Below are 25,919 nucleotides of genomic sequence, written 5' to 3'. Positions count from 1 at the left end.
TCGTGGACATCGGCCTGCCGGTGGGCGGCTTCGTGGACGTCCTGCTCCTGCCGTTTGCGGCGGAGGCCTGGCCGGCCGAGGGTGTGGTCACCCGCTTCGAGGTGTGGTGGGCGGACAGGAAGATCCGGCAGATCCGCCTGAAGCCGGTCGAAGCGACGTACCTGAACGAGGACTTCGACGAGCTGGTGGCGACGCTGCATCCCGGCTGGCCCTCCCGGATCGGGCAGCCCATGGACTACCTGCAGACGGTGCTCGAAACCCTGGAGCGGGAGTTCCGTGCCGAGGAGGGAAGCTTCCTGCTCCGGCTGCGAACCGACCTGACCTGGGACCGAGCCGCCTTCACCCGCCTCGAACGAGCCATGCGAGCCGTCTGCGCCCACTTTCAGAGGTCGCCCGAGCTCGACCGATGGCTGGCCGAGGGCTTCTACGAGGTCGCGACCGCTGTACCGGGGTGGACCGCGCACCCCGACTTTCCGCGCCCGACTCCCGCCGCGTATCACGAGAACTGCCTCGAACGCATCGGTGACCTGGCCGACTGGTTCTTCCGGGGCGAGTCGGCGTACGGCGAAGGGCATGTTTGGGCCGACCTTTGAGGATCGCCCCACCGGAGATCGCCGTCACGCATAGCCTCTCGCTCCATGGGGCGGATGCGCACACTCGGGATCGTGTCCGGCATCGTCGGCGCGATGGCGCTGCTCACCGCCTGCGGAAACGAAACCGCAGAGCCTCCCCGGAGCGGGAGCGCGGCCGATCCCCGCTCCGGGGAGGCCCTGCTGATGTGCTTCTGGGCAGGCACCGAGCAGCCCCCGTCTGCGTCTGCGTCTCCAGACCCCACGTCCATCGGCTGCCCCGAGCAGCCCTCGCCCAGCCCGTCGCCCACGGTGATCAACGTGGTCATGACCCCGCAGTGGAAGCAGACGTACGGCTGGCGTAACCCTGTTTGCTCGCCACGTCGCCCCGCGGGCGTCACCCGCCACGGGACGGAGCTGCGGTGTCGCGAGGGCAGGGAGGCCGCCGAGGGCGGCGACGGGTGGACCTGGCGGTGGAGTCCTCGCCCTCACGAGGAAATGCCCTGTGTGGACGCGGGCGAATGGAGCGTCGTGAGCTCCGGGTGGGGGCTCGTCTGCCGGGACGGCACGTGGCGCCGGGAACGGCTCGACGACTCGCTCTCGCGCCCGCGCGAACCGTCACCGAGCGACTGGCCGAGCCAGGGCCCAGGCAAGATCCCGAACCCCCGGGGCCTCACCCCCGACGACCCCACTGCACAAAACTCCCACTGACCGTCAAGGGAAACGTACGACCACGTCGTACAGCCCCGGGTTCGCCGTCACCGGGGTTTCCTTGGAGTCGCGCGCGGCGACCGCCCGGTTCGCGAACGCAGGGTCGGCGCCGGCCGTCTCCCAGGCCTCCTGGCTCTCCCAGTGGGCCACGTTCACGAGCTGGAAGCGGCCGTCGGGGGACTGGGCGCGATGAAGCTTGGTGTCGATGAAGCCCGGCTTCTCGCTCATGATGGCGGCCCGCCGCTCCCACTTCTCGGCAAAGGCGTCGACGTCCTCGGGGGCGATCTCGAAGATGTTGATGAAGGTGACGGGCGACGAGTCCGACGCGTTACCTGGCCGCTGGTTCTCTGTGGTCATGAGCGGACCCTATGCGTGTCCTAATTAAGGTCGGATAAGGGATAGTTGGGGGGATGGGGCAGGGGGGAGCTGGGGGCTCGTCAGCTGCCCTGCTCCCGCCACCCCGCATCCCCCCGCAGCACCCCGTACCGCACCCCGTCCCGCCACTCCCCGTCACGGAACAGCACGCTGCGGGAGACGCCCTCGCGGGTGAAGCCGGACTTCTCCAGTGCTCGCTGCTCGGCGATGTTCTCGGCCTCGGTGTCCGCCTCGATGCGCGTCACGGGGGTGTGCGCGAAGAGGTATCGCACCAGCAGCTGCTGGGCGCGCGTGCCGATCCCGCGGCCACGGGCATGCGGCAGCAACTGGATGCCGACGTTCCAGTAGTGCGAGGTGCGGAAGACCACGACCTTGCGCCACGAGACACAGCCCAGGGTCTCGCTGCCGGAGGCGACCATCAGCAGACCCTTGTCGTCGTCGAGCATCTCGCCCGCGTCGTAGCGCCGCCGGTAGGCGCGGGGGTCCCGCCAGCCCTGCCACTGGAACTTTCCAGAGGTCTCCGGGTCGGTGAGGAACCGGGAGAGCAGTTCCAGATCGTCCTCGCCGACGGGCCTCAGCCGCACAAGATCGTTGTCGCTCATGTCTGCCACGGTAGACGTCAACTCCCCACCCCGACACCAGGTTTGCATCTGCGCGTGCGGACCTCGGCGCGTCCTCCGGAGCCCCCTTCGGAGCAATGGGCGTGAGCTGTGACCCTGTGTGATGCGAAGATCGCTGCATGAGCGGTTTCGACGTACTTGTGGCGGAAGCGGAGTCGGCCCCGACCGAGGGCTGGGACTTCTCCTGGTTCGAGGGGAGGGCCACCGAGGAGCGGCCCTCCTGGCGGTATGCCCATGCCATGGGAGAGCGGCTCGGGCACGCCACCGCCTCCCTCGACATCCAGACCGGCGGCGGCGAGGTCCTCGCGTCCGCGCCTTCCCTGCCGCCGCTCGTCGTTGCCACGGAGGGGTGGGCGCCGAACGTGGCGAAGGCGACCTCGCTGCTGCATCCGCGGGGAGCGGTGGTCGTGGCCTCGCCGGAGGACGCGCCGCTGCCGTTCGCGGCGGAGGCGTTCGACCTGGTCACCAGCCGGCATCCGGTGAAGGCGCACTTCGACGAGATCGCCCGCGTGCTGCGCCCCGGCGGCACGTACTTCGCCCAGCACGTGGGCCCCGCCAGCGTCTTCGAGGTCGTCGAGTACTTCCTCGGTCCGCAGCCCGAGGACGCACGGAACGCCCGCCATCCCGACGCCGAACGGGCCGAGGCGGAAGCGGCGGGCCTGGAGATCGTCGACCTGCGGGCGGAACGGCTGCGGATGGAGTTCTACGACGTCGGCGCCGTCGTCCACTTCCTGCGCAAGGTGGTGTGGATGGTGCCGGACTTCTCGGTGGAGCGGTACTGGTCGCGGCTGCGGGAACTGCACGACCAGATCGAGACGGACGGCTCCTTCGTCGCCCACAGCACCCGCCACCTCTTCGACGCCCGCAAGCGATAGGCAGCAGTAGCAGTACGTGCTCGTACCGCCGTTCCTGACGCCCCTGGCCTCGGGCTACGCGTGTGCCCCCACCGTCACCCTTCCCACCACCAACTCCGCCGCCCCCTCAAGCACTTCCCCCACCCGCTCCACCTGCCCCGCAAGTTCCCGCTCCTGGGCCGCGCTCAGTGTGTCCAGGGGTTCCACCGTGACCGTCAGGCGGCGTCCGGAGCGGCGTTGGTGCCAGACTCCTGTCACGACTCCGTCGACGAGCAGCACCGGGAAGTTGCCCGCCTGGCCCCCGGCCAGCGCGCGCTCGTAGGCCCGGCCCGGGAAGAGGCGTGCCCGTGGGTGTGAGGCGATCACGTACGCGTCGAAGTACGGCAGCAGTCGCACACCCCGCACCGGCTCCTCCGGAAACTCCGTGTCCCCCGCGACCACCCACGCGGGCGTCACCCCGCCCGACTTCGCCGACCCCGACCCAGACTCCGGCACCTCCATCTCCACCGCCTCGATCTTCCCGGCGGATGCCAGCGACGCGAAGACGCCGCTCGCCCAGCCGTCCGGCGCAGCCGCCCACTTGGCGAACTCGCGTGGCTTCGCGGGCCCGTACGCGTACAGGAAGCGCTGGACCAGCTGTTCCGTCGCCACCTCGGCGGACAGCGGCGCGGCATCGGGCACCGGCGGACGCGTGTACGTCACCTTGCGCCCCCGGTTCGGCGCGAAACACAGCACCCCGCGGTGGCCCGCGAGATGCATGACCGAGCGCCACCGCGGCCACATCCCCTGGAAGGCGGGCAGTACCAGGTCGCCGGCCCAGGGCCCCGTACGCGCCACGACCTCCTCGCTCAGCTCGTCGATGGTCAGGCGGACCCCGTCCAGCGCCTCCCCGATCGCGCTCACGATCTCCTCCGTCTGGGAGGGCGTCAGCCGGTCGTCCGCCTTGAACGGGCTCGGTCCACCCGGGATCGCGGACAACGCAGCCGTCCAGAGAGGGAGTTCAGCGGTGGGCAGGAAGTGGATCGTGCCGCGCGGCCCGTACGTCTTGACCAGGCTCGGCTCCTCACCCCACAGCGCGTGCCGTACGTCCTGCCGGGTCGCCCCGTCCATCCGCAGCCCCACCGACAGTTCCGCCGCCGACATCACCTGTGCCTGCGCGGCGAGCATCGCGTCGACCACCTCGGCCGGTCCGGCCTCGCCCGGCTTCGCCGGAGTACGCAGGAACTGCCGCTCCGTGCGCCGGGCGTTGGCAGCACTCCACGTGACGGTGGAAGGGGCGCTCATCGGGGTCTCCTTCGGTACTGTCGACCGGGGAAGTGGCTCTGCGGACACGAGGAGTGGACCATGCCGAAGAGCGGCGCGGAGGGTATTTCGGGGAGCGGCAGAGGGAGTGCCGGGGAGAGCGGCGACAGGAGTGCCGGGGGGAGCGGCAAGGAGACCAAGACGCTGTACGCCTGTGGGCTCGACGCCGCCGTGGACGTCGTCGGCGGCAAGTGGAAGCCGATGATCCTCTGGGCGCTGTACGCGGGCAGGACGCTGCGCTTCGGCGAGCTCCGGAGGCACATCACGGGCATCAGCGAGAAGGTCCTCATCCAGCAGCTGCGCGAGCTGGAGTCCGACGGCATCGTGCATCGCGAGGTGTACCGGGAGGTGCCGCCGAAGGTGGAGTACTCGCTGACCGCCCTCGGCACGTCACTGAACGAGGCGCTGATCCCGCTGGGCGTGTGGGGCGACGACAACATGGAGCAGCTGGTGGCCAACCGCGAGTGCAAGAAGGACGGCAAAGCCGCCTGACGGGAAAAGCGGGCCGGTGGTTGCCTGTGGGAGCCGATCGTTAGCCAAGCGTGGCGAGCGAGCGGAACAAGCCAAGTGAACCCGGAACAGGTGGCGTTGATTCCGCATCGTTATCCGGACTGACTCGATCCGACGGCGAGAATCACGTAAGTTCAGACCAAGGCGAATTCGCGTGAGCAAAGCCACGTGTGCGGTGCCGCGCGGCGGAGGGGGCTGCGCGGCCCCGCGCGCCCCCTTTCTCTCCGCCCGTCCCCCCTCCCGCCGGATCACACCTCGACCCGCACCCGCACCCCCCGGCCCACGCCCCACCCCGCCATCGCCCCGGCCTCCGCCTCCAGGACGTGCCGGGCCCGCAGCCGGGGTCGGCCGATCCGCCAGGGCCGCATCGTCCGCACGGACAGCACCCGCAGCTCCCGGTCCAGGTACGCCACGTCGACGGCGAAGCGCATCCGCACCGTGTGCACGCTGCTCGCCGGGCTCAGGAGCATCGCCCCGGTCACCCCGTCACGGCCGAGCAGTCCGCGCCGCCGCGCGCCGGCGGAGTCCGCGATCTCCAGGGGGAGCGTCCGGCCGGTGGGGAGCAGAAGCATCGCCATGCCGGCCGAAGCTAGCGGCCCACATGCCCGCCGCGTCAAGCGGGCGCCCCGCTCCCGTCCCTCCAATGGGCTACCGCCACAGAGGGCCGGAATATGCCGCCGGGGCCGAAATCCGGTGGGGGATCGGGGTCGCGGAGTTGCCGCGCGATTTCGGAGAGTAGTTGTGGCACGCCGATGCGCGCGACTTTCCTTACGAAGGGTTATGGTGGAAACCCCCCCTCGGGCCGGTCCATCTCCCCCCCATGGACCGGCCCGATTTTTTGTGCCCGGGCGCCCGGTAACGGTTCCCCCGGCGCCTGGTCCCGCGCACCCCCGCCCCGGGGCAGGGATACGCGGGCTGAGGCGTTCCGCCAGGACTAGCCGCGCCCGGCCCAGATGTTCGTCCCCGGCGTCGACACCGCGAACGTGTCGATCTCGGCGAGATCCTCGTCGGTGAGCTTCGGGCCCGCCAGCGCCGCGACGTTCTCCTCCAGCTGCTTCACGCTGGAGGCGCCGATGAGCGCCGAGGTCATCCGCTCGTCGCGCAGGACCCAGTTGAGGGCCAGTTGTGCGAGCGACTGGTCGCGGCGCGCCGCGATGTCGTTCAGGCCGTTGAGGCGGCGTACGACCTCGTCGCTCAGGAGGTCGGGGTCGAGCGACTTGCCCTGCGTGGCGCGCGAACCCTCCGGGATGCCCTTCAGGTACTTGTTCGTGAGCAGGCCCTGCGCGAGCGGCACGAACGAGATGCAGCCCATGCCCGCGTCCTCGAGCGTGTCGAGCAGGGCGTCGTCCTCGGTCCAGCGGTTGATCATCGAGTACGACGGCTGGTGGATGAGGGCGGGAACGCCCATCTCCCGCAGCAGGCGCGCCGCTTCGGCGGTCTGCTCGCTGGTGTAGGAGGAGACACCCACGTACAGCGCCTTGCCCTGCTGTACGGCGGACGCGAGCGCACCCATCGTCTCTTCGAGCGGGGTCTCGGGGTCGAAGCGGTGCGAGTAGAAGATGTCGACGTAATCGACGCCCATCCGCTTCAGCGAGGCGTCGAGGGACGACAGCAGGTACTTGCGCGAACCCCACTCGCCGTACGGGCCGGGGTGCATGAGGTAGCCCGCCTTGGTCGAGAGGACCAATTCATCGCGGTACGGGGCGAAGTCCTGGGCGAACAGCTTGCCGAAGTTGAGCTCGGCCGAACCGGCCGGCGGGCCGTAGTTGTTCGCCAGGTCGAAGTGCGTGACGCCCAGGTCGAAGGCGCGACGCAGGATCGCGCGCTGGCTCTCCAGGGACTTGTCGTCGCCGAAGTTGTGCCACAGGCCGAGGGAGACGGCGGGCAGCTTCAGGCCGCTGCGGCCCGTGCGCCGGTACTCCATGGCGTCGTAACGGTCCGCTGCCGCTTGGTACAGAGACGTGTCGTTCATGGGTATGAAGCTACTTCAGCCATGCAACTTCCGAGGGTCGGTCCCGCGTCACCGGCAGGCGGAGGACCGCGTTACCCGAGGGCGGAACCCCGCCCTCACAGCGGTAGGCTTTCGCCTTCGGGGACTGCCATCTGCATGGAGGGGCTGACAGAAGTGAACCTGCGCGACCTGGTGTACGGACTTTACGCACGCCGGGTGGAAGGCCGCCTCGACCACGATCAGGTGCCCAAGCACATCGGGGTCATCCTCGACGGCAACAGGCGCTGGGCGAAGGCATCCGGCGGGACCACCGAACAGGGCCATCAGGCGGGTGCGTACAAGATCGAGGAGTTCCTCGGCTGGTGTGCCGAGACGGACGTCGAGGTCGTCACCCTGTGGATGCTGTCGACGGACAACTTCGACCGCCCCGAGCAGGAGCTCATCCCGCTCCTCGGCATCATCGAGGACACGGTCCGCAGCCTCGCCGGCGACGGCCGCTGGCGCGTGCACCACGTGGGCACGATGGACCTCCTCCCCTCCCGCACCCAGGCCGTCCTGAAGGAAGCCGAGCAGGCCACTCACGGCAACAAGGGAATACTGGTCAACGTGGCCGTCGGGTACGGCGGCCGGCAGGAGATCGCCGACGCGGTCCGCTCGCTGATCCTGGACCACGCGGACAAGGGCACGAGCCTGGAGGACGTCGCCGAGACCGTCGACGTCGACCTGATCTCCAAGCACCTCTACACCCGCGGCCAGCCGGACCCCGACCTGGTGATCCGAACGAGTGGTGAGCAGCGCCTGTCCGGCTTCATGCTCTGGCAGTCGGCCCATTCCGAGTACTACTTCTGTGAAGTCTTCTGGCCGGCCTTCCGCAAGGTCGACTTCCTTCGTGCGCTGCGTGATTACGCGGCCAGGCACCGGCGCTACGGCGGCTGACGCCCCACGCGGCACGCGAGGTGCGCACGTCGGTGAGGCGTGAGTAACCCAGAGTTCACGGACGCGCCGTCATATGCCCTGGCATGGCTGCGCGTGTTCGAGGGAATAAGCCTTCCAGGTCGACATCCGATTCACGGATGTCGTATCTCAGCGGGCGGCATGGGGCCGTCCGCCCGGGAGGCCCTTTGCACCAGGACGACCGTGCGGTGAGTACGGGCGAAGTGGAGGGCCGGAGCTCGGCCCGCGCATGCGGCACGAGACCGGTCCGGACTTCTCCCGGCATCCTTCCCGTCGCTCCCCGACCTCATCCGAGGGGGTACGTCCTTCCGTGGTGACCAGCACAAAGCGCCGCATGCCCGACAGGCGCACCTATGTTCTCGACACCAGCGTTCTGCTCGCTGACCCGAACTCCATGTACCGCTTCGACGAGCACGAAGTCGTGCTTCCCGTCGTCGTGGTCACGGAGCTCGAGGCGAAGCGGCACCATCCCGAGCTCGGCTACTTCGCCCGGCAGGCCCTGCGCCTGCTGGACGACTGCCGGGTCAGGCACGGTCGCCTGGACGCGCCGATCCCGATCGGCGACCTGGGCGGCACGCTGCGCGTCGAGCTCAACCACTCCGATCCCGGCGTGCTCCCGGCCGGCTACCGGTTGGGGGACAACGACTCACGGATTCTCGCCGTAGCGCGCAACCTCCAGGCAGAGGGATACGACGTCACCGTCGTGTCGAAGGATCTGCCCCTGAGGATCAAGGCGTCCTCGGTCGGCCTCCTCGCGGAGGAGTACCGCGCCGAGCTCGCCATCACGGACTCCGGCTGGACCGGAATGTCCGAACTGACCCTCTCCGGCGAACAGGTCGACCTTCTCTTCGAGGAGGAGACCCTGCACGTACCGGAGGCGGCCGACCTGCCCGTCCACACGGGTCTCACCATCCAGTCCGAGAAGGGCAAGGCGCTGGGCCGGGTCACGGCCGAGGGCAACATCCGTCTCGTACGCGGTGATCGGGAGGCCTTCGGCCTCAAGGGGAGGAGTGCGGAACAGCGCATCGCGCTGGATCTGCTGCTCGATCCGGACATCGGCATCCTGTCGATGGGCGGCCGGGCGGGCACCGGCAAGTCGGCTCTGGCGCTCTGCGCGGGACTTGAGGCGGTCCTCGAGCGCCGCCAGCACCAGAAGGTGATGGTCTTCCGGCCGCTGTACGCGGTGGGCGGGCAGGAGCTCGGCTATCTGCCCGGCACCGAGGCCGAGAAGATGGGCCCCTGGGCCCAGGCGGTCTTCGACACGCTGGGCTCGGTCGCGGGCAAGGCGGTCATCGAGGAGGTGACGGCGCGCGGCATGCTCGAAGTGCTCCCTCTCACCCATATCCGCGGGCGCTCGCTGCACGACGCGTTCGTGATCGTCGACGAGGCCCAATCCCTGGAACGGAACGTCCTTTTGACCGTTCTGTCCAGGATCGGGGCGAACTCCCGGGTCGTGCTGACCCATGACGTCGCCCAGCGCGACAACCTCCGAGTGGGTCGCTACGACGGGGTAGTTGCCGTCGTGGAGAAGCTGAAGGGCCATCCGCTCTTCGCCCACGTCACGCTCACCCGCTCCGAGCGTTCGCCGATCGCGGCGCTCGTGACCGAAATGCTGGAGGACGGCCAGATCTGACCAGTTCACCCTGGTTACGCGGTAGTTGGCGCCGCCCGGCGAAGCGAAGGAGCTTAGCCGGGCGGCGTCTTGGCGTCCGCCCTTTTCCGAAAAACTCCTGGGGCAAACGAGGTGTGAGCTTTCACACGGCACGGAGAATTGCCTTGCGGCATCCGGCTGGGGCAGAGTCTGGGTCCTGTCAGGCCCCGCATGCGACACACGTGTACCCCCAGGGGTACGGCAACACAGGAAAACCAGAACTTCATAGTGGCCGTCGCATGCCGCCCGAGCACCACGAGGCGCTCCCGTCACGGGAGTTGCCCACCGGGCCCGTGCCTCCCGTGACCGATACCAAGCGGAGGCCAGCGTCAGGGGCAAGATTGCGTCCGCGAGGTCACCTAGCGGGCGATGCTGGAAGGAAACCGTGTGAGCCGGATTTCGGTCCGGGGATTCGCCGTGGCATCCGCCACCGCGGTCACCACTGTTGGCGCTGTCGTCGGTGTCGCCTCGGGCAGCACCCCGGGCGCCTCGAATGACAACGACTTCGAGGCGACGGCAAGCGACGCGACTCTCCTCGCAGACATCCCCGCGGGTCAGCAGGCCCAGGTGCAGACCGCGTCCCTGACGCAGCAGGCCGACGCACAGGCCATGGCTGCGGACACGGCCGCGAAGAAGTCCGCGGCAGAAGCGGCCCGCAAGAAGGCCGCCGAGTCGGCGATCGCGAAGCAGAAGGCCGCCGAGAAGGCGGAGGCCGCCGAGAAGGCGGCCGCCAAGAAGGAGCGCGAGGAGAAGGCGGAGGTCAAGGCCAGCCGTTCTTCCGCGCGCGACGCCTCGGACTTCGCCCCGCAGTCCTCGTACTCCGTCTCGCAGGTCCAGGCGATGGCACGGCAGATGGTCCCCGGTGACCAGTTCCAGTGCTTCAGCAACATCGTCAACCACGAGTCCACCTGGAACTACAAGGCCAGTAACCCCTCCTCGGGTGCCTACGGCCTCGTCCAGGCGCTGCCCGGTTCCAAGATGTCCTCGGCCGGTGCCGACTGGCAGACGAACCCCGCCACGCAGATCAAGTGGGGCCTCGGCTACATGAACGACCGCTACGGAAGCCCGTGTGGAGCATGGGACTTCTGGCAGGCGAACAACTGGTACTGAGCCGCGTATCGCTCAACCTTTCTGAGGCCCCTCACCGTCCTTCGGTGGGGGGTCTCAGCCGTGTACGGTCATCCCGACAACTTCCAGGAGGGAGTGGTGGGGCAAGACGGGGGAAGAGGACGGATCATGTCGCGAGTGCCAGGGTGGATCGGCAGGCTAGGTGCCGGGCTGTCTCAGATGGGGGAGCGGATGGGGCGCGACGAGCCCGACTCCGACCCTGAGGACGGCATCAGGACCTCGCGGCGGTCCTACGACGACGAGACTGCCGCCGCCGAGGGCGACGCGTCCGCGGAGGAGCAGGTCGTGCCCGCCCCGCCCTCGTACGCCCCGGACGTCGCGGCACGGCCCGACCCCGTCGCGTCGGTTCCGTGGGGGATGCGGGTCGCGGCCGAGGCCGGCTGGCGTCTTCTCGTGCTCGCGGGCACGCTCTGGGTGCTGATGAAGGTGATCAGCGCCGTGCAGCTCGTCGTCTTCGCCTTCATCGCGGCGCTGCTCATCACCGCGATGCTCCAGCCGACGGTGGCCCGGCTCAGGCGGCTCGGTCTGCCGCGGGGGCTCGCGACGGTCGTGACGGCCGTGCTCGGCTTCGTCATCATTGGCCTGGTCGGCTGGTTCGTGGTCTGGCAGGTCATGGACAACGCGGACACGCTCTCCAGTCAGGTCCAGGACGGCATCGACGATCTGCGCAACTGGCTGCTCACCAGCCCGTTCCACGTCACCGAGGACCAGATCAACGACATCGCCAAGAGCCTGCGCGAGGCGGTCGGGGCGAACACGGAGGAACTGACGTCGGCGGGCCTCGAAGGCGTCACCGTCATCGTGGAGGCCATGACGGGCATCCTGCTCGCGATGTTCTCGACGCTGTTCCTGCTGTACGACGGCAAGCGCATCTGGCAGTGGGTCCTGAAGCTGGTCCCGGCGCCCGCGCGGCCCGGCATCGCGGGCGCGGGGCCGCGTGCCTGGCGCACGCTGACGGCCTATGTGCGCGGCACGGTGATAGTGGCTCTGATCGACGCGATCTTCATCGGGCTCGGGATCTACTTCCTCGGGGTGCCGATGGCGGTGCCGCTGGCCGTCTTCATCTTCCTGTTCGCGTTCATCCCGCTGGTGGGCGCGGTCATCTCGGGCGCGCTCGCCGTGGTGGTGGGACTGGTGACCCAGGGCGTCTTCACCGGTGTGATGACGCTGGTCGTGGTCCTGGCCGTGCAGCAGATCGAGGGGCACATCCTGCAGCCGTTCATCCTCGGCCGTGCCGTACGGGTGCATCCGCTCGCGGTGGTCCTTTCGGTGGCCGCGGGCGGTCTTGTCGCCGGGATCGGCGGGGCGGTCGTCGCGGTGCCGCTGGTTGCCGTCACCAACACGGTGGTGGGTTATCTGCGGGCGTACTCCCGCGAGGCCGCCTTGAAGCAGGCGCCGCAGCCGCGGGGGGCCACGGCGGTGGATGTCGCCCCAGTCGATCCACCTCGCGCCCCGTCGCCGGGTGCGGGTTCGTAGACCACAGGCGTTTCTTTCCCCGACCCCGCCCCTTCCCACAAACCCACTGGGCGCGGGGGCCACGGTTGCCGTCATCACCGGCTCCGCCGAGTTCGTCCTCAAACGCCGGACGGGCTGACATCCCAGAACGGCCCCGCCCAGCAGAAGCTGGGCGGGGCCGCTCAGTTGGGCTCGAGGCGACTACGCCAGGAATCCCTCGGAGTCCAGCGTCACGCCGACCGCCTGGATCACGGCGGCGATCTTGAAGGCTTCCTGGATCGTCTCGCGGTCCACGCCGGCCTTGCGCAGCACCTGCTCGTGCGAGTCGAGGCACTGGCCGCAGCCGTTGATCGCGGAGACCGCGAGCGACCACAGCTCGAAGTCGACCTTCTCCACGCCCGGGTTACCGATGACGTTCATCCGCAGGCCGGCCCGCATCGTCCCGTACTCCGGGTCCGAAAGGAGGTGGCGCGTGCGGTAGAAGACGTTGTTCATCGCCATGACGGCCGCGGCCGACTTGGCGGCGGTGTACGCCTCGGGGGAGAGGTTCGCCTTCGCCTCGGGCTCCAGCTCGCGCAGCACCTTGGGGGAGCGGGAGGCGATCGCGCAGGCGAGCACCGTGCCCCACAGCTGCTGCTGCGGCAGGTCCGAGTTGCCGATGACCGAGCCGAGGTTCAGCTTCAGGTCCTTGGCGTAGTCCGGTACGGCGGACTTCAGTTCGTCGAGTGCCATGTCAGTACCTTCCGTTCACTCGCCCGAGAGCAGCGCGACCGGGTCCAGGGTCTCGTCGCCGGAGGTCCAGTTGCACGGGCACAGCTCGTCCGTCTGGAGCGCGTCGAGGACCCGGAGGACCTCCTTGGGGTTACGGCCCACGGAACCGGCGGTCACCATCGTGAACTGGATCTCGTTGTTCTGGTCGACGATGAAGACGGCGCGCTGCGCGAAGCCGTCCTCGCCCTCGATGCCGAGGTCACGCATGAGCTCGTGCTTCGAGTCGGCCATCATCGGGAAGGGCAGGTCCGTCAGGTCCGGGTGGTCCTTGCGCCAGGCGTGGTGCACGAACTCGGAGTCACCGGAGAAGCCGAGGATCTGGGCGTCGCGGTCAGCGAACTCGTCGTTCAGCTTGCCGAAGGCGGCGATCTCGGTCGGGCACACGAAGGTGAAGTCCTTGGGCCACGCGAAGACGATCTTCCACTTGCCCTCGTAGGTCTTGTGGTCGATCTGCTTGAACTCGGCGCCCTTCTCCAGGGAGACGCAGGCGGTCAGATCGAACTGGGGGAACTTGTCACCGACAGTGAGCACGGACTCTCCTTGCAGCATCGGAACCCGGGTAAGGGGCTCCAGGGGGTTGGACTGCTGTCGATCGTGGCACAGAGTGCATTGATTCGGGAAATAGCTACACTCTGTTCTGTTGATCGGAGGTGACTATCAGTGCGAGCCATAAATAGGGGCAAGCAGCCCAGCCTGGCGCAGCTGCGCGCCTTCGCGGCCGTGGCCGAACATCTGCACTTCAGGGACGCGGCGGTAGCAATAGGGATGAGCCAGCCCGCGCTCTCCGGCGCCGTGTCCGCCCTGGAGGAGACACTCGGTGTCACCCTGCTGGAGCGTACGACGCGCAAGGTGCTGCTCTCGTCGGCCGGTGAGCGCCTGGCGGTGCGGGCCAGGGCCGTGCTCGAAGAGGTCGGGGCGCTGATGGAGGAGGCCGACGCGGTGCGCGCGCCGTTCACCGGGGCGCTGCGGCTCGGCGTGATCCCGACCGTGGCGCCGTACCTGCTGCCCACGCTCATCGGGCTCGTCCACGAGAAGTACCCGGATCTGGACCTTCAGGTGCACGAGGAGCAGACCTCCTCGCTGATCGAGGGGCTCGGTGCCGGACGGCTCGACCTGCTGCTTCTCGCCGTTCCGCTCGGCGTGCCCGGCGTCACCGAACTCCCTCTGTTCGACGAGGACTTCGTGCTCGTCACGCCGCTGGACCACTGGCTCGGCGGCCGCGAGGGAATCCCGCGCGAAGCCCTGCGCGAGCTGAACCTGCTGCTGCTCGACGAGGGGCACTGCCTGCGCGACCAGGCCCTGGACATCTGCCGGGAGGCCGGGCGCGCGGACGCCCCGGTGACCACGACGGCCGCAGGGCTCTCCACCCTCGTACAGCTGGTGGCCGGCGGGCTCGGTGTGACGCTGCTCCCGCGCACCGCCGTCCGCGTCGAGACCAGCCGCAGCAATCAACTGCTCACCGGGTACTTCGCGGACCCGGCGCCGACCCGGCGGATCGCCCTCGCGATGCGTACGGGGGCCGCGCGGGCCGCGGAGTACGAGGCGCTGGCCGCCGCGATGCGGGGGGCCGTGAAGCCGTTGCCGGTGCGGGTGGTGTGACCCCGCACCGGCAACGTACCGCCCTGGCGGGCGAGTTACTCCGTACGCAGGCCGTCCGGGCGCATCATGCGCCACAGCGGCGGCAGGCTGAGCAGCGTCACCACGGCGACGAGTGCGGCTCCCGCGACCGTCAGGGGAGCGAAGAGCCACCAGTCGGTGACCGACTTCTGGATCATGCGGACCATGACCCAGCCGAGGCCGAGCCCGCCCGCCACGGCGAGCGCCAGGCCGATCGCGACCGGGATCGCGGTCTGCCAGAGGATCGACCACGCCATCGACGCGCGGCGGGTGCCGAACGCGGTGAGGGCGGCGAGGAGGCGCTTGCGCTCCCGCAGTTGCTCGATCATCGAGACGAGCATGGACGCGGCGATCAGCGCCATCGTGGCCATCGCGCCGATCTGCAGGCCGGTCTGGATGGTGGCGTACTGCTTGTCGCGTTCGACCGCCCGCAGCGTCATCACCTGGAGGAACGGGTCGACGTGGGCCGCGGTGTTGCGGATGTACTCCTCGGCGTCCGGGGACTTCGGGTCCACCTGGATCATCGCCGTCGTCGAGGCGTCCTTCATCTTGGACATGTCGATCGCGCCGGGCGTCGCGTAGATGCCGTCGTGCAGGTCGCCGCCCGGGTCGGGGCGGGCCTTGACCGTGCGGGAGTCGGCGGGCAGCGTCCAGGGGATGTGCCGCTTGCCGGGGTCGTCCCAGCTGTCGACGCTCAGGTCGATGGGCTTGCCGGGGCGGGCCGACTTGTCGACCCACGCGTTCAGCCTCTTGTTGCCGGTGTGCACGACGAAGGTGTCGCCGTCCCGGCACGAGCCGATGCGGGCCAGCTCGCGCAGGTTCGCGCAGGTGCCGACCGTCAGCTCCGTCAGGGGCCGGAAGTCCTCGCCGCTCTCCAGCTTGCCCGGCCGTACGACGTACGAGGTGGTCGTGGCGATGACGTTCTTGACGCCCTTGGTGGCGCGGAACTTCTCGATCATCCGCCCTGCGAGGGCACCGTCGCCGACGTCCGCGCGGACCGAGATCTTGGCCCGGCCGGGGTCGCTGTCCGTCGTCGTGTTGAAGTCGTCGTGCATCGCGACGAACAGCATCTGCAGGGCGATGGCGCCCGCCACCGCGACCGTGATGCCGCTGACCGCTCGCGCCGCCGTACCGCTGCTCAACTGGAGCCTTCGGGTGGCGAGTTGCCAGGGCACGGGTCCGCCGCCGCGCAGCCGCGCCACGCTGGTCTCGACGAGCCAGGGCAGCAGCACCGCAAGGCCCACCAGGGTGAGCGTCGCGCCGGCGCCGATGGCGAAGACCGGCGGGGCGTAGTCACCGCCGACCCGGCCCGCTGCGAGCAGGATGCCGAGACCGACGAGCGGCATCACGACGCGCCACCACACGCGGCGTTTGCGCGGCTTGGTGCTCCGCACGACGCCCAGCGGCTCGATGGAGACGGCCCGCAGCGAGATCAGCGTCACCAGGACGGAGGTGACCGGCACGGCGAGCAGGATGAGGACGGCGAGGCCGGGCACCGGCACCACGTCGGAGGGGAAGGCGCTGATCTTCCACCCGTCGAGGGTGCCGATCACCTCGCGCACGCCCAGGAAGAACAGACCGCCGAGCGCAAGGCCGAGCAGCGCGCCGCACAGGGCCTCGCCCGCCGCGATCCGCCGCACGCTGTGGGCGTCGGCGCCGACCAGACGCAGCGCGGCAAGACGCCGGTCGCGCCGGTCACCGCCGAAGCGGACCGCCGTACCGATGAAGATGATCACCGGGGTGAGCAGGACCACGCAGATCAGGACCACGAGGACGATCAGCATCGGGTCCAGGGGTTCCGCGGGCTCCTTGAAGCCGAAGTCGGCCACGCGGTGGCCGCCCCTGGCCGGGGTGAGGGCGTCGGAGCCCGCGTAGTAGTAGAGCTCCCTGGGGTTGGTCAGGCCCGCGTCGCCGATGGTGCCCGTGACCCGGTACTCGCCGAAGCGCTCCTTCAGGAGGGCGCCCTCGGAGCTGTCCAGGAGTTCACGCAGGGCGGGTGAGGCGACCATCTCGCCGTCCGCCGGGATCTTCGTGAGGCCGGGCGGCAGGGCCGGGTGGGCGCCGTCGGCGCGCAGCACGCGGCCGCTCACCGTCGCGTCGCGGAAGTCGGTGGGGACGTCGCGCTGGAGGACCGTGGAGTCCGACCGCTCGACCTTCTTGCCCGAGAACTGGTCCTCCGCCGAGCGGGCCACCGAGCGGTCCTCGCGGTGCTGGAGCAGCGTGGGCACGGACGCGGCGCCGAGCAGCAGGGCCACGCCGAGGCCGACGCCGACCGCCGTCAGGAGGGTGCGGGTCCAGCCCTCACGGCCGCCGCCGACGGCGAAGCGGATGCCCATGGCGAGGTCGCGGACGAAGGCGCGGGGTCCCCCCTTGGACACAGCCGCGGTGGCGTCGGCGAGCGGCGGCCGGGGCGCCGTCTCGGCCCTGGTGCGCGCGTCGAGACTCATATCGCGCGCTCCATGTCCCGTGACCTGCCGTCGCGTACGACGATCTCGCGGTCGGAGTAGGCGGCGACCCGCGTCTCGTGCGTGACCAGGACCACGGCGGCGTTCGTCGAGCGGGCGGCGTCGGTGAGCAGCTCCATGACGCGCTCGCCGTTGAGGGAGTCCAGGGCGCCGGTGGGTTCGTCGGCGAAGAGCACGCGCGGGCTCGTGGCGAGCGCGCGGGCCACGGCGACGCGCTGGCCCTGCCCGCCGGAGACCTCGCCGGGCCGCTTGGCGGCGACGTCCTCGACCTCCAGGCGCTCCAGCCAGGTACGGGCGGTCGCCTCGGCGTCCTTGCGCCTGGCGCCGTTGAGCCGCAGCGGAAGCGCGACGTTCTCCACGCACGTCAGCTCGGGGACGAGCTGCCCGAACTGGAAGACGAAGCCGAACTCGCTGCGGCGCAGGGCGCTCAGCGTGGCGTCCGGCAGGCCGGTGAGCTCACGGCCGTTGTAGGTGATGGAGCCGGCGTCGGGCTTGACGATCCCCGCGAGGCAGTGCAGGAGCGTGGACTTGCCTGAGCCGGAGGGTCCCATCACGGCGACGACCTCGCCGGGGTGGATGGAGAACTCGGCGTCGTCGAGCGCGGTGGTCGGACCGTACGCCTTGCGGAGCCCGGAGGCGGTGAGAAGGGAACCGGCGGGGGTCATGCGGAGCGGACCTCCTGGGCGAGCTTGCCGAGGCGCGCGGCGGCGAGTTCCAGCCAGCGCAGATCGGCTTCGAGGTGGAAGAGGGCGTGGTCGCAGATCAGCTGGTCGGCGAGGTCGCCCTTGCGTTTGCGGTCGGTGAGTATGCGCATCAGGCGCAGGTGTTCGGCGCGCTGGGCGTCGAGCATCTCCGAGGCGTCGCGCTCGGTGAGGAGTGCGAGGACGACCTTCGTGTAGAGGGTCGACTGGAGGTAGGGCTCGGGCTTCTCGGGGGTGGCGAGCCAGCGCTCGACATCGGTGATGCCGGCCTCGGTGATCGCGTACCGCTTGCGCTCGGGACCGCCGCCCGCCTCTATGCCGTCGACCTCGACGAGGCCGTTCTTCAGGAGGCGGGACATGGTCGAGTAGACCTGCCCGTAGTGCAGGGGTTTGTCGTGCCCGAACTTCTCGTCGAAGGTGCGCTTGAGGTCGTAGCCGTGGCGCGGGCCCGACTCAAGGAGGCCGAGGAGGGTGTGACCGATGGACATGCGGAGCACTCTACACGGTGTGTATACGTGGCATGTATAGCTGTCACGGGGAGCTCACAGGTTCGAGGTTCGGGCAACCTTCTGAGGCTCGTGTTCGTCGGTACACAAGGGCAGGTGCTCATTGTCACGTCCGGAAAAGACCGGATCGGCAGGAGTTTGTCCCAGGGTGCGGTGTTAGCTTCATGAGCTGACTCGACGTACGCATGAGGACTAGACGGAAGCGGAGCACTCAGAGCCATGGGCCGAGCGGAAGAGCGACAGGCGCGGCAGCGCGGTGCGCGCCGGGCAGCGCGCGTACGCCCTGCCGGCGGCGGCAAACCCAAGCGCACGGGCATACGCCGCTTCTTCACGCTGAAGAAGATACTCGGGACGTTCTTCGGGCTCTGCCTGCTCGGCATGCTCGGCTTCGTCGTCCTCTACATGATGGTCGACGTGCCCGAGGGCAACGCCGCGGCCAAGCTCCAGAGCAACGTCTACAAGTACAAGAACGGCGATGTCATCGCCAGGACCGGCGAGCTGAACCGCGAGGTCGTCGACCTGGCCAAGGTGCCCAAGAAGGTCCAGCGCACGTTCGTGGCCGCCGAGAACAAGTCCTTCTACAAGGACAAGGGCGTCGACTTCAAGGGCACGGCCCGCGGCCTGATCAACACCGTCACCGGCAAGGGCAAGCAGGGCGGCTCGACGATCACCCAGCAGTACGTCAAGAACTACTACCTGACGCAGGACCAGACGGTGACCCGTAAGTTCAGGGAGCTGGTCATCTCGCTGAAGGTGGACCAGAACAGCAGCAAGGACAAGATCCTCGCCGGGTACATCAACACCAGCTACTACGGCCGCGGCGCCTACGGCATCCAGGCCGCCGCCCAGGCGTACTACGGCATCGACGCCGAGAAGCTGAACGTCACGCAGGGCGCCTACCTCGCAGCCCTCCTCCAGGCCCCGAGCCAGTACGACTACACCTCCGCCACGCCCGCCAGCAAGAAGCTGGTCAAGGCCCGCTGGAACTACGTGCTCGACAACATGGTCGAGGAGAACTGGCTGTCGGCGAGCGAGCGCGAGGGCCTGACGTTCGACAAGCCGGAGGCTCCCAAGGCGGCGCCCGGCCTGGAGGGCCAGACCGGTTATCTCGTGAAGGAGGCCAAGGCCGAGGTCATGAAGGCCGGTCACCTCAGCGAGGAGCAGTTCGACGCGGGCGGCTACACGATCACGCTCAACATCGACAAGAAGAAGCAGCAGCAGCTCGAGAAGGCCGTCGACAAGAAGCTGAACAAGCAGCTCGACCCCGACAAGCGCAAGGCCGACGCCCGGGTGCAGGCGGGCGCCGCGTCCGTCGACCCCAAGACCGGCAAGGTCCTCGCCATGTACGGCGGCGAGGACTACGTCAAGCACTACACGAACAACGCCACCCGGCGTGACTACCAGCCGGCCTCCACCTTCAAGCCGCTGATCCTCGCCGCGGCCCTGGAGAACGGCGCCACGACGCAGTCCGGCCAGCCGATCACGGCGAGCACGGTCTACGACGGCACCAGCGAGCGCCCGGTCAAGGGCAGCGACGTCGCCTTCGCGCCGCCGAACGAGGACGACAAGAGCTACGGCCAGGTCACCGTCCAGAAGGCGATGAACAAGTCCATCAACTCCGTCTTCGCGCAGATGGGCGTGGACGTCGGCATGGACGACGTCCTGGAGACCGCGGGCAAGCTCGGCATGGACGTCGAGGATCTGCCCGCCGTGCCCGCCCAGACCCTGGGCACCATGGGCGCGAGCCCGCTGGAGATGGCGGGCGTCTACGCGACGCTCGACAACCACGGCAAGAAGGTCACGCCACAGATCGTGGCCTCCGTCGAGCACAAGGACCGCTCGATCGAGCTGCCGGACCCGATCGGCGAGCAGGTCGTCGAGCGCGGCACCGCCGACTCGCTCACCTCGGTCCTGACCGGCGTGGTCGACGACGGAACGGGCCGCGCGGTGCGCAGCCCCGTGCAGGACGTGGCGGGCAAGACCGGTACGTCCGACGACAACAAGTCGGCCTGGTTCACCGGTTACACGCCGAAGCTGGTCACCTCCGTCGGCCTGTTCGGCGAGGGCGCGGCCGGCACGGCCGAGGAGAGCAAGCAGGTCTCCATGAAGGGCGCGGGCGGTCTGCCGCGCGTTGACGGCGGCAGCTTCCCGGCGCAGATCTGGGCGGCGTACACCTTCGACGCGATGGGCTCACCCAGCGAGTTCAACCTGGACACCTCCATGGGCGCGGCCGTCGCGCCGCCCCCGGAGCCGACCACGCAGGCCCCCAAGGAGCCGACGGAGGAGCCCTCGGAGACCGAGGACCCGACGACGAAGCCGCCGACGGACGACCCGACGACGGACAAGCCGACCGAGACCCCGACGACCGAGCCGCCGACGGACGACCCGACCACGGGGTCGCCGACGGGGGACCCGGAGGAGCCGGACCCGACGGACTCCATCGAGATCCCGGAGAACCCGAACGGACGGCCCGGCAGGGACTGAGGGACACCTGGCACGGCGAAGGCCCCGGAAGCACACGCTTCCGGGGCCTTCGCCGTGAACTGCTCCGCGCTCAGCTGTGGTTCAGCTCGAACCACACCACCTTCCCGGTGCTGAGCCGGGTCGCACCCCACCGCCGGGCAAGGCGGTTGACCAGGTAGAGCCCCCGACCGCCCTCATCCGTGGCCCGCGCCTGCCGCAACCTCGGCAGCTGCGGCACGTCGTCGCCGACCTCGCAGCGCAGCACGTCCGTACGCAACAGGCGCAGCGTCACGGGGCGCGACGCGTACCGCACGGCGTTCGTCACGACCTCGCTGACAAGCAACTCCAGGGAATCGGTCAGCTCTTCGAGGCCCCAGCGCTCCAGGGCGCTGCGGGCCAGGCGCCGGGCGCGGGCGGGCGTGGCGTCCTCCGGCTCCAGGAACCAGTACGCGACGTCGCTCGGCGCGATGCCGTCGAAGCGGGCGGCGAGCAGCGCGATGTCGTCGTCCCGGTCGCCGGGGCCGAGCATGTCGAGCACGTCGTCGCACAGGGCCTCAAGGGGCGGCGGATGGTCAGGGCCCGTCAACTGGGCGGTGGCTGCGAGGCGTTCGCGCAGCTGCTCTATGCCCGTCCACACGTCACGCAGCCGGGACTCGACGAGACCGTCCGTGTAGAGCAGCAGCGTGGCGCCCGCGGGCGCGTCCAGCTCCACGGCCTCGAAGTCGACGCCGCCCACGCCGATGGGGGCGCCCGGCGGGACCCGCAGGACCTCCGCGCGACCGCCCAGGTGCAGCAGGACGGGCGGCGGATGACCGGCGTTGGCGATGGTGATGCGGTGCGCGACCGGGTCGTAGACCGCGTAGAGGCAGGTCGCCATGCGGTCCGAGCCGAGCCGCTGGGCCTGCTCGTCCAGGTGGTGCAGGACCTCCTGGGGCGGCAGGTCGAGCCCGGCCAGGGTCTGTGCGGTCGTCCGCAGCTGGCCCATGATCGCCGCCGATGTCATGGAGTGCCCCATGACATCGCCCACGACGAGCGCGACCCGGCTGCCGGGCAGCGGAATCGCGTCGTACCAGTCGCCGCCGACCCGGGCCGTCTCGGCGGCCGGGAGATAGCGGGACGCGAGGCGGACGCCGGTCGGGCGCGGCAGGGTCTCGGGCAGCATCGTGCGCTGCAGCTCGTCGGCGATGTACGCCTCGCGGCCGTACAGCACCGCCTTGTCGATGCCGAGCGCGCTGTGCGTGGCCAGTTGGGCGGCGACGAGCAGGTCGTCGTTCTCGAACGCGGGCCGGTCGGGGCGGCGCAGGAACACCGCTGCGCCGATCACCCGGCGTCTGCCCCGCAGCGGCGCGAGGATCGTCCGCTGGCCCGAGGGCACCGTCCGTCCCTCGCCGAGCAGTTCGGGCAGGGCGGCGCGGGCCGCGGGGGCGTCGGCGAAGACCGGGCGCACACCACGCAGAACCTCGGCGAGGGCGCCGCCGGGGCGCACCTCGCACAGCTCGGCGGTGTTCACCAGGTCGGTCTGCACCTGGAGGGCGGGCAGGGGGCTGCCGCCCTCGGTGTCGGGGTCCTCCGCGCCTTCCTCGATCGAGCGCAGCCGGTCGGTGCGGCGCAGCCGCAGGATGAGCGCACCGCTGGGCCGCTCCTCGCCGACCGGCAGCGGGTCGCGCAGATAGACCAGTATCGCGTCGGAGAACGTCGGCACCGTGGCCCGGCACAGGCCCATGACGATCTCGTCCAGGTCGATGCCGCGGGCGATGCGCCGGGTCGCGGCGCCCACGAAGCGCAGCCGGTCGCCGTCACGCCGCATCGCCGCGGGGCCGGAGCCCGCGGGCCGTGGCTGTCCCGTACGCCGCTCCTCACCGCCGGGGGCGCCCGGGGGGACGCCGTCGGGCTTGTCGTGTCCGCCGTCGTGCGCGTCGCCTTGCCCGCCGTCCTGCCCGGTCCCCTGGTCGGGGCGCGGTCGGTGCGGGCCGGGCTGCTGTCCGGGGAGCCCGGACGGCTGGGAGTGCTCGTCGCTCGGGTTCGCGGTGCAGTCGCTCGTACGGGCCTGGGCCTGTGCGGGGAGAGCGGCCGCGCCCGGGGTGTTCCGCGCCTTTTGGGCACGCGCCTGTGCCCCGCGGGGGTCCGCGGGGGCGGCGGGCCGGGCAGCTCGGGGCTGTCGGCCCTCGTCGGGGATGGAGTGCTCCGTCACGCGTTTCGAATCCGTCCGTCCGGGGCTGCGCCTTGGTGTCCGGTGGCTACGTTGGTCAGCCGCGTCGGCAGTGCATAAAGAGCTGGTGCTCGGGTGGTACATCGGTGCTCGCCGGGGCGTAGGAGTACGTGTCCTCGTCGAGGATGTCGAAGCCCGCGTCACGCACGACCTGCCGCAGTTCCTCCCGCAGGTAACCGGATACCCGGATTGTGTGCCCCAGGAACGGAATTCCCGCGTCGTCCAGGTCGGCCTCGACCATGGACAGCGCGAGCAGGCCGCCGGGGCGCAGCAGTCCGTGCAGCAGCCGCAGAGCGTACGGGATTTCGGCGCGCGGCAGCATCAGGAGCGCGAAGAATGCCGCGATCCCGTCGAACGTCCCGACGCCGTCCGGGCCTTCGGCGCGCAACGCCGCCACGTCGAGCTGCCGGAAATCGGCGTGGTCCGCCGGCACGTTCTTCCTGGCGAGATCGAGCATGCCCGACGAGAGGTCGATGCCGAGGACGAGGTGCCCGGCGTCGGCGAGTTGCCGGGAGGTCGGGACGCCGGTGCCACAGCCCACGTCGAGCACCCTGGACCCGGGGGGCAGCGCCTCGGCGAGCCTGCGGCCCGCGGCCACCTGCCCGTCCTTGTGGGGGAAGGCATCGTCGTACTGCCTGCCGATGGCGTCGAAGGCCTCGGCCTGGCCCGTCCGGTCGGGCAGCGGGCCGGATGGCCCGCCGTACCCGTCGAACTCGCTCGCCTCGCTCACGTACTGCCGCCCTTCGATGACATCCTGTCAGGCAACGCGCAAGCTCAGGGAGTTGCTGCTGAGTTGCTGCTGTGCGCCCTTGCGGAGGACGATCCTACGTTTGAACCATGGGGGCGCATCAAGGGTCTCATGACGTCACATGCGCGGGCGTGCGGTCCCAGTCGTCCGGAAGGGCTGGAATCGCCCAGTCCGGATCGGGGCGCCAGTGCGGCCAGTTGTCCGAAAAGGGCTGCCCCCAGGAGCGGATCACCTCGATGGCGGCCTGCCCGGCCGCCCGCACTTCCCGTGCCTTTCCGGCGCCCATCAGACCGGCCCGCTGGGCCTGGGAGAACTCGTCCTCGTCGTGCCACTGCCACGTCCGGTCCGGCCGCACGGAGATGTCCAGAAAGTGATCCTCGGAATCAATGCCTCCGGCCCAACGGGCCCGTGGCTCCTCGAGATTCACGTACCAGCTCTTGAACCGCCATCCCGGGTCCCAGAAGAGCCACACCGACCACGGCTCCGCGGGGCGGGCCAGCTTCAGCACGCCGGTGCCGAACCAGCGGTCCCTGCGCAGGGCGCGAGGCTTCGTGTAGCGGGTGGCGAGCGGCTCTTGGTGAACGGAAGTCCCGTCGGCCATGACGGGCTTCACGCATTCGGTGCCGGGGGCCAACCAGACGGCGAGGAGTTCTTCCGTGTCCCGCACGACCGTGACGGGCCGGCAGATGTGAATGCCGTTCCCGGCGTTCTCCTTGTACCGCCACAGGACGTGGGAGCCGGGGGCCCAGCGTGCTGTCTCGCTGCTCGTCGTTGGCGGCGTGGTGAGGTCTGTCATGCACAGATATTAGTCGGCGCCCGGACAAGGTTCTCAGAACTTGTCCGGGCGTAAAGGAAAACAGCCTATGGATGCGTCATCCGCAGAACGTCCAAGGCCTCGTCCAGCTGCGTCAGGGTGAGCGTGCCCCGCTCGACGTACCCGCCTTCCAGGACGACCTCCCGGATGGTCTTCCGCTCGGCGAGGGACTTCTTGGCGACCTTCGCCGCCTCCTCGTAGCCGATGTACTTGTTCAGCGGAGTGACCACGGAGGGCGAGGACTCGGCGTACTCCCTGGCCCGCTCGGCATTCGCGGTGATTCCGTCCACCGTACGGTCGGCGAGGAGCCGCGAGACATTGGCGAGGAGCCGCACGGACTCCAGGACGTTCTTGGCGATGACCGGCAGCATCACATTCAGCTCGAAGTTGCCGGCGGCGCCCGCGGCGGCCACCGTCGCGTCATTGCCGGTGACTTGCGCGGCGACCATGAGCACCGCTTCCGGGATGACCGGATTCACCTTTCCCGGCATGATCGAGGAACCGGGCTGCAGATCGGGCAGGTTGATCTCGGCGAGGCCGGTCCGCGGGCCCGAAGCCATCCAGCGCAGGTCGTTGGCGATCTTCGTGAGGCCGACGCCGATCGTCCGCAGCTGCCCGCTGGTCTCGACGATGCCGTCGCGCGCGCCCTGGGCCTCGAAGTGGTCCCTGGCCTCGGTGAGCGGAAGCCCCGTGGCCCGTGCCACTTCGTCGATCACGGCCGCCGAGAAACCGGGCGGAGTGTTGATCCCGGTGCCCACCGCCGTGCCGCCGAGCGGCAGTTCGGCGAGGCGGGGCAGCGAGGCGTTGAGCCGCTCCACGCCGTAGCGCACCTGGGCGGCGTACCCGCCGAGCTCCTGGCCCAGGGTCACGGGGGTGGCGTCCATCAGGTGCGTGCGCCCGGACTTCACCACATCGGCGAACTCCGCCGACTTCCGCTCCAGGGCGGTCGCCAGATGTTCGAGCGCGGGGATCAGGTCCTGGGTCACGGCGCCGGTGGCCGCGATGTGGATCGAGGAGGGGAAGACGTCGTTCGACGACTGGGACGCGTTCACGTGGTCGTTCGGGTGGACGCTGCGGCCGAGGCGCTCGGAGGCCAGCGTCGCGAGGACCTCGTTGGTGTTCATGTTGGACGACGTGCCGGAGCCGGTCTGGAAGACGTCCACGGGGAAGTGGTCGTCCCAGCGACCCTCGACCACCTCGCCCGCCGCGTCCACGATCGCCTGGGCGATGTCCTTGTCGAGCACCCCGAGATCCGCGTTGACCTTCGCGGCCGCCGCCTTGACCCGGGCGAGCGCGGCGATGTGCGCGCGCTCCAGGCGCTGCCCGGAGACGGGGAAGTTCTCCACCGCCCGCTGCGTCTGCGCCCGCCACTTGGCGTGTTCGGGAACCCGCACCTCGCCCATGGAGTCGTGTTCGATCCGGTACTCACCGCTTGCGCTTGCGCTGGCGTCGCTGGTCATGCCTCGAACCTACCTCTCCGTCAGACCTCGCTGAAAAGTTGAGCACTTGTCTTGTTCTAGGTATTCCCCGAGCTCTTACTCACCA

At 69.7% G+C, this 25,919-nt stretch carries 24 protein-coding genes; 10 read left to right on the top strand and 14 right to left on the bottom strand.

The features are described from left to right. Window positions 1–2: 2 nt before the first annotated feature. Both ACZ5U5_RS18445 and ACZ5U5_RS18440 read left to right on the top strand, forming a co-directional pair. Window positions 3–593, top strand: coding sequence for a hypothetical protein (locus ACZ5U5_RS18445; RefSeq protein WP_469022658.1), 591 nt, complete (start codon window positions 3–5; stop codon window positions 591–593). Window positions 594–647: 54 nt separating this feature from the next. Continuing rightward, complete coding sequence (locus ACZ5U5_RS18440) at window positions 648–1,280, top strand: hypothetical protein (RefSeq protein ID WP_469022655.1); 633 nt, start codon at window positions 648–650, stop codon at window positions 1,278–1,280. Between the two features lie 3 nt (window positions 1,281–1,283). Here the strand turns inward: ACZ5U5_RS18440 and ACZ5U5_RS18435 are convergent, their stop codons facing one another. Then, window positions 1,284–1,637, bottom strand: a complete 354-nt coding sequence (locus ACZ5U5_RS18435) for an antibiotic biosynthesis monooxygenase family protein (protein ID WP_469022652.1) — start codon at window positions 1,635–1,637, stop codon at window positions 1,284–1,286. Window positions 1,638–1,717: 80 nt separating this feature from the next. After that, entirely contained in the window at window positions 1,718–2,257 is a 540-nt protein-coding gene (locus ACZ5U5_RS18430) for a GNAT family N-acetyltransferase (protein ID WP_469022649.1), read from the bottom strand. Between the two features lie 137 nt (window positions 2,258–2,394). On the opposite strand from ACZ5U5_RS18430, the gene ACZ5U5_RS18425 reads away from it, so the two are divergent. Next, on the top strand, window positions 2,395–3,150 hold the full coding sequence (locus ACZ5U5_RS18425; protein ID WP_469022647.1) for a class I SAM-dependent methyltransferase: 756 nt from the start codon (window positions 2,395–2,397) through the stop codon (window positions 3,148–3,150). A gap of 54 nt (window positions 3,151–3,204) precedes the next feature. Here ACZ5U5_RS18425 and ACZ5U5_RS18420 read toward each other — a convergent pair whose 3' ends face one another. Continuing rightward, window positions 3,205–4,413 (bottom strand): winged helix DNA-binding domain-containing protein, encoded by a 1,209-nt coding sequence (locus ACZ5U5_RS18420; protein WP_469022645.1) that lies wholly within the window; start codon window positions 4,411–4,413, stop codon window positions 3,205–3,207. Window positions 4,414–4,473: 60 nt separating this feature from the next. Between ACZ5U5_RS18420 and ACZ5U5_RS18415 the strand changes: the two genes are divergently transcribed. Further along, window positions 4,474–4,923 (top strand): winged helix-turn-helix transcriptional regulator, encoded by a 450-nt coding sequence (locus ACZ5U5_RS18415; protein ID WP_469022643.1) that lies wholly within the window; start codon window positions 4,474–4,476, stop codon window positions 4,921–4,923. Between the two features lie 266 nt (window positions 4,924–5,189). Here ACZ5U5_RS18415 and ACZ5U5_RS18410 read toward each other — a convergent pair whose 3' ends face one another. Further along, entirely contained in the window at window positions 5,190–5,519 is a 330-nt protein-coding gene (locus ACZ5U5_RS18410) for a DUF192 domain-containing protein (protein ID WP_469022640.1), read from the bottom strand. Between the two features lie 356 nt (window positions 5,520–5,875). Beyond that, a complete protein-coding gene (mgrA, locus tag ACZ5U5_RS18405; RefSeq protein ID WP_469022637.1) occupies window positions 5,876–6,913 on the bottom strand; it encodes an L-glyceraldehyde 3-phosphate reductase in 1,038 nt (345 codons plus the stop codon). A 153-nt stretch (window positions 6,914–7,066) separates the two neighbouring features. Between mgrA and ACZ5U5_RS18400 the strand changes: the two genes are divergently transcribed. From ACZ5U5_RS18400 to ACZ5U5_RS18385, 4 genes are all read left to right on the top strand, one after another. Further along, window positions 7,067–7,828 (top strand): isoprenyl transferase, encoded by a 762-nt coding sequence (locus ACZ5U5_RS18400; RefSeq protein WP_469023706.1) that lies wholly within the window; start codon window positions 7,067–7,069, stop codon window positions 7,826–7,828. A 328-nt stretch (window positions 7,829–8,156) separates the two neighbouring features. After that, entirely contained in the window at window positions 8,157–9,479 is a 1,323-nt protein-coding gene (locus ACZ5U5_RS18395; RefSeq protein WP_469022636.1) for a PhoH family protein, read from the top strand. Window positions 9,480–9,884: 405 nt separating this feature from the next. Next, window positions 9,885–10,607 (top strand): aggregation-promoting factor C-terminal-like domain-containing protein, encoded by a 723-nt coding sequence (locus ACZ5U5_RS18390; RefSeq protein ID WP_469022634.1) that lies wholly within the window; start codon window positions 9,885–9,887, stop codon window positions 10,605–10,607. Window positions 10,608–10,733: 126 nt separating this feature from the next. Continuing rightward, on the top strand, window positions 10,734–12,101 hold the full coding sequence (locus ACZ5U5_RS18385) for an AI-2E family transporter (RefSeq protein ID WP_469022633.1): 1,368 nt from the start codon (window positions 10,734–10,736) through the stop codon (window positions 12,099–12,101). Window positions 12,102–12,281: 180 nt separating this feature from the next. On the opposite strand, the gene ACZ5U5_RS18380 is transcribed toward ACZ5U5_RS18385, so the two are convergent. After that, the gene (locus ACZ5U5_RS18380; RefSeq protein ID WP_365819981.1) at window positions 12,282–12,812 is read right to left on the bottom strand and encodes an alkyl hydroperoxide reductase; all 531 of its coding nucleotides are present in this window, start codon (window positions 12,810–12,812) and stop codon (window positions 12,282–12,284) included. Between the two features lie 15 nt (window positions 12,813–12,827). Continuing rightward, a complete protein-coding gene (locus tag ACZ5U5_RS18375) occupies window positions 12,828–13,382 on the bottom strand; it encodes a peroxiredoxin (protein WP_469022631.1) in 555 nt (184 codons plus the stop codon). A gap of 129 nt (window positions 13,383–13,511) precedes the next feature. Here ACZ5U5_RS18375 and ACZ5U5_RS18370 point away from each other — a divergent pair, with 129 nt between their 5' ends. Continuing rightward, window positions 13,512–14,450, top strand: coding sequence for a LysR substrate-binding domain-containing protein (locus ACZ5U5_RS18370; RefSeq protein ID WP_453687345.1), 939 nt, complete (start codon window positions 13,512–13,514; stop codon window positions 14,448–14,450). A gap of 35 nt (window positions 14,451–14,485) precedes the next feature. On the opposite strand, the gene ACZ5U5_RS18365 is transcribed toward ACZ5U5_RS18370, so the two are convergent. The 3 genes from ACZ5U5_RS18365 to ACZ5U5_RS18355 are packed head-to-tail and all read right to left on the bottom strand — an operon-like array spanning window position 14,486 to window position 18,122. Beyond that, window positions 14,486–16,915: an FtsX-like permease family protein gene (locus ACZ5U5_RS18365; RefSeq protein ID WP_469022627.1), complete on the bottom strand. Its 2,430-nt coding sequence runs from the start codon at window positions 16,913–16,915 to the stop codon at window positions 14,486–14,488. After that, a complete protein-coding gene (locus ACZ5U5_RS18360; RefSeq protein ID WP_469022625.1) occupies window positions 16,912–17,598 on the bottom strand; it encodes an ABC transporter ATP-binding protein in 687 nt (228 codons plus the stop codon). Before ACZ5U5_RS18360 ends, ACZ5U5_RS18365 begins: the two co-directional genes overlap by 4 nt. Continuing rightward, window positions 17,595–18,122 carry a PadR family transcriptional regulator gene (locus ACZ5U5_RS18355; protein ID WP_160506940.1) on the bottom strand — a complete coding sequence of 176 codons (528 nt, stop codon included), beginning with the start codon at window positions 18,120–18,122 and terminating at the stop codon, window positions 17,595–17,597. Before ACZ5U5_RS18355 ends, ACZ5U5_RS18360 begins: the two co-directional genes overlap by 4 nt. Window positions 18,123–18,359: 237 nt before the next feature. On the opposite strand from ACZ5U5_RS18355, the gene ACZ5U5_RS18350 reads away from it, so the two are divergent. Then, the gene (locus ACZ5U5_RS18350; RefSeq protein ID WP_469022623.1) at window positions 18,360–20,624 is read left to right on the top strand and encodes a transglycosylase domain-containing protein; all 2,265 of its coding nucleotides are present in this window, start codon (window positions 18,360–18,362) and stop codon (window positions 20,622–20,624) included. A gap of 70 nt (window positions 20,625–20,694) precedes the next feature. Here the strand turns inward: ACZ5U5_RS18350 and ACZ5U5_RS18345 are convergent, their stop codons facing one another. The 4 genes from ACZ5U5_RS18345 to ACZ5U5_RS18330 all read right to left on the bottom strand — a co-directional run bounded on the left by ACZ5U5_RS18345 (window position 20,695) and on the right by ACZ5U5_RS18330 (window position 25,834). Next, window positions 20,695–22,794, bottom strand: a complete 2,100-nt coding sequence (locus ACZ5U5_RS18345; protein WP_469022620.1) for a SpoIIE family protein phosphatase — start codon at window positions 22,792–22,794, stop codon at window positions 20,695–20,697. A 55-nt stretch (window positions 22,795–22,849) separates the two neighbouring features. Then, window positions 22,850–23,542, bottom strand: coding sequence for a class I SAM-dependent methyltransferase (locus ACZ5U5_RS18340; RefSeq protein WP_469022617.1), 693 nt, complete (start codon window positions 23,540–23,542; stop codon window positions 22,850–22,852). A 127-nt stretch (window positions 23,543–23,669) separates the two neighbouring features. Continuing rightward, window positions 23,670–24,356 carry a cytidylyl-2-hydroxypropylphosphonate hydrolase gene (fomD, locus tag ACZ5U5_RS18335; protein ID WP_469022614.1) on the bottom strand — a complete coding sequence of 229 codons (687 nt, stop codon included), beginning with the start codon at window positions 24,354–24,356 and terminating at the stop codon, window positions 23,670–23,672. A gap of 65 nt (window positions 24,357–24,421) precedes the next feature. Continuing rightward, window positions 24,422–25,834 carry a class II fumarate hydratase gene (locus tag ACZ5U5_RS18330; RefSeq protein ID WP_469022612.1) on the bottom strand — a complete coding sequence of 471 codons (1,413 nt, stop codon included), beginning with the start codon at window positions 25,832–25,834 and terminating at the stop codon, window positions 24,422–24,424. Window positions 25,835–25,919 lie beyond the last annotated feature (85 nt).

The organism is Streptomyces sp. NPDC033177 (assembly GCF_055577715.1).
The sequence above is the reverse complement of the archived record's forward strand: the minus strand, read 5'-3'. Positions and strand labels throughout refer to the sequence as shown.

What these genes read in the sequence shown, in the direction of transcription:
- ACZ5U5_RS18350 (WP_469022623.1), top strand. Translation starts at nt 18,360, where the DNA reads ATGGGCCGAGCGGAAGAGCGACAGGCGCGGCAGCGCGGTGCGCGCCGG.
- fomD (WP_469022614.1), bottom strand. Translation starts at nt 24,356, where the DNA reads ATGACAGACCTCACCACGCCGCCAACGACGAGCAGCGAGACAGCACGC.
- ACZ5U5_RS18385 (WP_469022633.1), top strand. Translation starts at nt 10,734, where the DNA reads ATGTCGCGAGTGCCAGGGTGGATCGGCAGGCTAGGTGCCGGGCTGTCT.
- ACZ5U5_RS18440 (WP_469022655.1), top strand. Translation starts at nt 648, where the DNA reads ATGCGCACACTCGGGATCGTGTCCGGCATCGTCGGCGCGATGGCGCTG.
- ACZ5U5_RS18355 (WP_160506940.1), bottom strand. Translation starts at nt 18,122, where the DNA reads ATGTCCATCGGTCACACCCTCCTCGGCCTCCTTGAGTCGGGCCCGCGC.
- ACZ5U5_RS18420 (WP_469022645.1), bottom strand. Translation starts at nt 4,413, where the DNA reads ATGAGCGCCCCTTCCACCGTCACGTGGAGTGCTGCCAACGCCCGGCGC.
- ACZ5U5_RS18365 (WP_469022627.1), bottom strand. Translation starts at nt 16,915, where the DNA reads ATGAGTCTCGACGCGCGCACCAGGGCCGAGACGGCGCCCCGGCCGCCG.
- ACZ5U5_RS18410 (WP_469022640.1), bottom strand. Translation starts at nt 5,519, where the DNA reads ATGGCGATGCTTCTGCTCCCCACCGGCCGGACGCTCCCCCTGGAGATC.
- ACZ5U5_RS18330 (WP_469022612.1), bottom strand. Translation starts at nt 25,834, where the DNA reads ATGACCAGCGACGCCAGCGCAAGCGCAAGCGGTGAGTACCGGATCGAA.
- ACZ5U5_RS18430 (WP_469022649.1), bottom strand. Translation starts at nt 2,257, where the DNA reads ATGAGCGACAACGATCTTGTGCGGCTGAGGCCCGTCGGCGAGGACGAT.
- ACZ5U5_RS18425 (WP_469022647.1), top strand. Translation starts at nt 2,395, where the DNA reads ATGAGCGGTTTCGACGTACTTGTGGCGGAAGCGGAGTCGGCCCCGACC.
- ACZ5U5_RS18415 (WP_469022643.1), top strand. Translation starts at nt 4,474, where the DNA reads ATGCCGAAGAGCGGCGCGGAGGGTATTTCGGGGAGCGGCAGAGGGAGT.
- ACZ5U5_RS18435 (WP_469022652.1), bottom strand. Translation starts at nt 1,637, where the DNA reads ATGACCACAGAGAACCAGCGGCCAGGTAACGCGTCGGACTCGTCGCCC.
- ACZ5U5_RS18360 (WP_469022625.1), bottom strand. Translation starts at nt 17,598, where the DNA reads ATGACCCCCGCCGGTTCCCTTCTCACCGCCTCCGGGCTCCGCAAGGCG.
- ACZ5U5_RS18380 (WP_365819981.1), bottom strand. Translation starts at nt 12,812, where the DNA reads ATGGCACTCGACGAACTGAAGTCCGCCGTACCGGACTACGCCAAGGAC.
- mgrA (WP_469022637.1), bottom strand. Translation starts at nt 6,913, where the DNA reads ATGAACGACACGTCTCTGTACCAAGCGGCAGCGGACCGTTACGACGCC.